Annotated in this window: 4 protein-coding genes; all 4 read left to right on the top strand. The window is 53.8% G+C overall.

Features of this window, described 5'->3' with window-relative positions:
• Window positions 1-211 precede the first annotated feature (211 nt).
• Window positions 212-1,099 carry a hypothetical protein gene (locus Q8902_15870; GenBank protein ID MDP4201032.1) on the top strand — a complete coding sequence of 296 codons (888 nt, stop codon included), beginning with the start codon at window positions 212-214 and terminating at the stop codon, window positions 1,097-1,099.
• 207 nt (window positions 1,100-1,306) lie between these two features.
• Window positions 1,307-2,890, top strand: a complete 1,584-nt coding sequence (gene guaB / locus Q8902_15865) for an IMP dehydrogenase (GenBank protein ID MDP4201031.1) — start codon at window positions 1,307-1,309, stop codon at window positions 2,888-2,890.
• 229 nt (window positions 2,891-3,119) lie between these two features.
• Window positions 3,120-3,707 (top strand): hypothetical protein, encoded by a 588-nt coding sequence (locus Q8902_15860; protein ID MDP4201030.1) that lies wholly within the window; start codon window positions 3,120-3,122, stop codon window positions 3,705-3,707.
• Between the two features lie 127 nt (window positions 3,708-3,834).
• On the top strand, window positions 3,835-4,081 hold a 247-nt coding region (locus Q8902_15855), incomplete at its 3' end, for a hypothetical protein (GenBank protein ID MDP4201029.1).

Raw genomic sequence — 4,081 nt, 5'->3', positions numbered from 1 at the left:
CGATTTTTTGCGGGACCGCGAAAATTATTTGAGGGATTGAGAGTAAGCTCTTGAGATTGAGAGAGGGAGAGATCGTAAAGGATCGAGAAGGATGTGTAAGAATAATCTCTGTAATCTAACGCTTTAGCGCGGGAAGTGACATGGGTAGAAATTTGTCGTATATTGTCCATGCTGTAATAGGCACCTATTTAACTTTTTTGTGGAGAAAGCCATGGACAATTTATCAGTCAGCACCACCACTCGTTCTATTCGAGGATCCGACATGTTCCTTTTGCCGCCGGAGCCGAAGCGCGAGGTCGTTTGCACTTATCAGGGGATTGTCGGCAAGGATTTCCAGATCTTCAGCAACTCGATCACGATCGCGATGAACCGCGATCTCGTCAAGAATATCGAGCTGGCGAGCGCGATTGCATTGCGTATGGCCTTCAAGTTTCCGGCTCACAATGTGTTGCTGGTCAATACTTACGCGGGTACAGACCTGATGCAGCGCTCCCTCGCGGACGCGATTTACCGGGAGTGCATGACGGCAAACAAGAAGTTGCCGAGTGCCTATCAGCAATATCTTCCGAACGTGCCGGCGCATGATTGTGACGACACAGCCACCTTTGACTTTCCCGAGAACCTCCGCGTGCTGAACTCCCCGACCGGCAGGCTGACAGCCACGAGTCTTGCGGAAGAAGTGGAGGAATGTCATGCCACCACGGTCATTCTGAATTCCTTCGAGTTCACGACATGGACGCTGTTCATGCGGGCGCAGTTCGCGCAGGGATTGGTTGGCCTTCAGCAGCGGCTGCATCTGACGCTCATCGTTTTTTCGCATGAGATGCGGCATGACATGGGTCCATTTCGTCCAGGCCGTGGACCGATCGGAATTCTGACTGCTTACGCGAAATCGGTATGGTTGTTGGTCGATGACGGCGAGGACTATTACGCAAACCAGCAGCGAAAGCGCGCTCTTCATGAAAAACAAACTCAAATACAAAGCTCGCAAGCGGGGCAGGAAATCGAGTATGAAGCAACATTTTCGAACGCAGCAGGACTCAAGAACGAGGAAGAAGAGAGAAATCTCGGAATGAGACCCAGAAGAGAACCCGGATGACGCGGATTAACGGTGGCGCGACCTAGATTGCGCCAGATCGCGCGAACGATTTTTGGGATTGACCCAGTGTACCGGCGAATTTCATTCGCCGACCAGTCGATAACTGGAGAAGCGTCAAATTTGGAATTCGCCCGTGCGCGGTCCATTTCTTCGTATATTTGTACGAAAAACTTACACGGCCTTTCGGCCAAAAGGAGAAAGTTTTTCATGGCCCGCCAGACTCGTTCCACTTCTGCGACCCGCATTGTAAGCGGTCGCACCCCGACTGCTCACGCATTAAATGGCTCCGCTCGCAAGCCAATCACACACTCCGCGCGCAAGCCAGTCACCCAAAAGATCTTAAGTGCCGAAGGCATTACGTACGACGATGTGCTTCTCGTGCCCGGGCATAGCATTGTCATGCCTCGCGATGTCGAGACTTCCACTCAATTCACGCGGCGCATTCAACTATCCATCCCGCTGGTTTCGAGCGCGATGGACACCGTGACGGAATCCGCGATGGCCATTGCGATGGCCCGTGAAGGCGGCATCGGGATCATCCACAAGAATCTTTCGATCGAGCGGCAAGCCGAAGAAGTGGATATTGTCAAGCGCTCGGAGAGCGGGATGATCCAGCAGCCGATCACGCTTGGGCCGGATCGGTCGTTACGCGACGCGATGCAACTGATGCGCAAGTATCATATCTCCGGAATCCCGATCGTCGATGGGCAAAGTTACCTTCTCGGGATTATTACCGATCGTGACATTCGGTTCGAGTCTGAACTCGAGCGGCCGATCTCCGAAATCATGACGCGAGAGAATCTTGTCACGGCCCCGATGGGTACCACGCTTACGCAGGCCGAGGCGATCCTGCAGCGCAACAAGATCGAGAAACTGCCGGTCATCGATAAGGCCGGCAAGCTGAAGGGCCTGATTACCTTCAAAGATATTCAGAAGAAGAAACGGCACCCGCATGCGGCGAAAGACGAAGCGGGCCGGCTCGTTTGCGGTGCCGCCGTCGGCATCGCGGCCAATACGATGGACCGTGTGGAAGCCCTCGCGCATTCGCAGGTCGATGTCGTTGCGGTCGATACGGCGCATGGGCACTCGCAAGGTGTGCTCGACATGGTGAAGCAGATTAAGCGGACATTCCGCGATCTGGAAGTTGTGGCCGGCAACATTGCGACGTTCGGCGGCGCTGAAGCCCTGATCAAAGCGGGCGCCGATGCGGTGAAGGTCGGAGTCGGACCGGGCTCGATCTGCACGACGCGCATTATTGCCGGCGTTGGAGTGCCGCAGTTAACGGCGATCATGGAGGCCGTGCGAGCCGCGAAGAAATCGGGGACACCCGTCATTGCCGATGGAGGCATCAAGCAGACGGGTGATATTCCGAAGGCACTTGCTGCCGGGGCCTCGACGGTGATGATCGGAAGTCTCTTTGCGGGATTAGAAGAATCTCCGGGAGAGAAAATATTCTTGGAGGGGCGGACCTACAAAGCATACCGTGGAATGGGATCGCTTTCGGCGATGGCGCAAGGCGCGGCCGATCGCTACTTTCAGGATGCTGAAGAAGGCCTCGCCAAGCTGGTGCCCGAGGGCATCGAAGGGCGGGTACCGTTTCGCGGTACATTGAGCGAAACGGTATATCAAATGATCGGCGGTCTTCGGTCCGCGATGGGATATACGGGATGCCCGAGTGTGGCCGATTTGCAGCGCGCGGCGCAGTTCGTCCGAATTTCCGGAGCAGCCTTGCGCGAATCACATCCGCATGATGTGACGATCACCAAGGAAGCTCCGAATTATCATTTGTAAGAAAAGAGTGGTGATTATCGCATGAAAAACGCTTGCCGTGCGGAACTGGGAAGCGATCTTTGTCGGTTCGAAACCACGATGAAAAAACCGCCTCGCACGAAGTATGTGTGAGCGGGACTACGCCTTGTCTAAGTTTGCTCTGTTCTTCTCTTTATTTTGGTAGCATCCTCGCGTAAAAGGATCGTGACCGGGCGTGGCATCTTGTGCGCTCATTAAAACGGAGGTTCCTGTGGACAGCATAAAGCGAAGTGAACTGATGCACTTCAGCCATGTAGAGTCGCGGAATGACGTTCTGATCCTGGACTCGGTCAAACGAGCCGAGGTGGTGGAGAACGCCCTGACGCTGCTCTATCGACTCAAAGCAAAATCGGATCGCGACGAGCTCCTTGGGCTCGTCCAAACCATCATGCAAGACGATGCCGAAATCAGCAAGCTGTTTACGGAGACGTCGTATGTCGTCTGCAATAAGCATCTGGTCATCACGCTTGTAAACGATCACTTTCTGAATCGCTCTGGTGTCGAGCGATTCGAAATTCTCGGAAAGTCTCTCTATTTCGAACGCGCCTACGAAGGCACGCAGATCGAACAGCTTTATAGTATGGTCATGGAAACGCGCTTGATGGCCGATGCACTTGTGCGTTATTCCTGGCAGAGCGTCGGCGGTAAAATATTCGACGGATATTTTATCATCGTGGTGATTCCGCTGGAAGAAGGTGGCATCGGGGTACTCAGCCGGTTCACGCGAGATAAGTCGGATGTTGTGGAAATCGACCCGACCGCACCAGATGGACCAATCTATATCGACCTGAATTCGTAAGGGCTTACCCCTGCCCGCATCGAGGCATGGTGCAAGGAAAGTGCATAAGTAGGTGTAACCTTTTGCCATCTCGCGGGTCTTCTATAGGGAGCAGATTGGTTTCTTCACGAACGTTGGGAGGTTTCCCATGAAACGATTTCTCGTACCGGTTCTTCTCCTTCTCGGTGCCAGTTTAACCGCCAGCCGAGCCGAGGCGCAACACTTTGCTCACATAGGCGACACATGTCTGACATTGAATTGGAACGGCTTCGAATCGAACCCGGACTCGATTTTGGTCGATACTTGTCTCACCCTTCCTGGAAGCAGTCACGCTGTCTTTTGGGTCAAGGGACGCTACGAAATCTTCTTCGATTCAAATGCTATTCCACTGGGCT

The sequence above is a fragment of the Bacteroidota bacterium genome (genome assembly GCA_030706745.1).
GTDB lineage: Bacteria > Bacteroidota > Ignavibacteria > Palsa-1295 > Palsa-1295 > PALSA-1295.
This window is presented reverse-complemented; position numbering and strand designations above follow the sequence as displayed.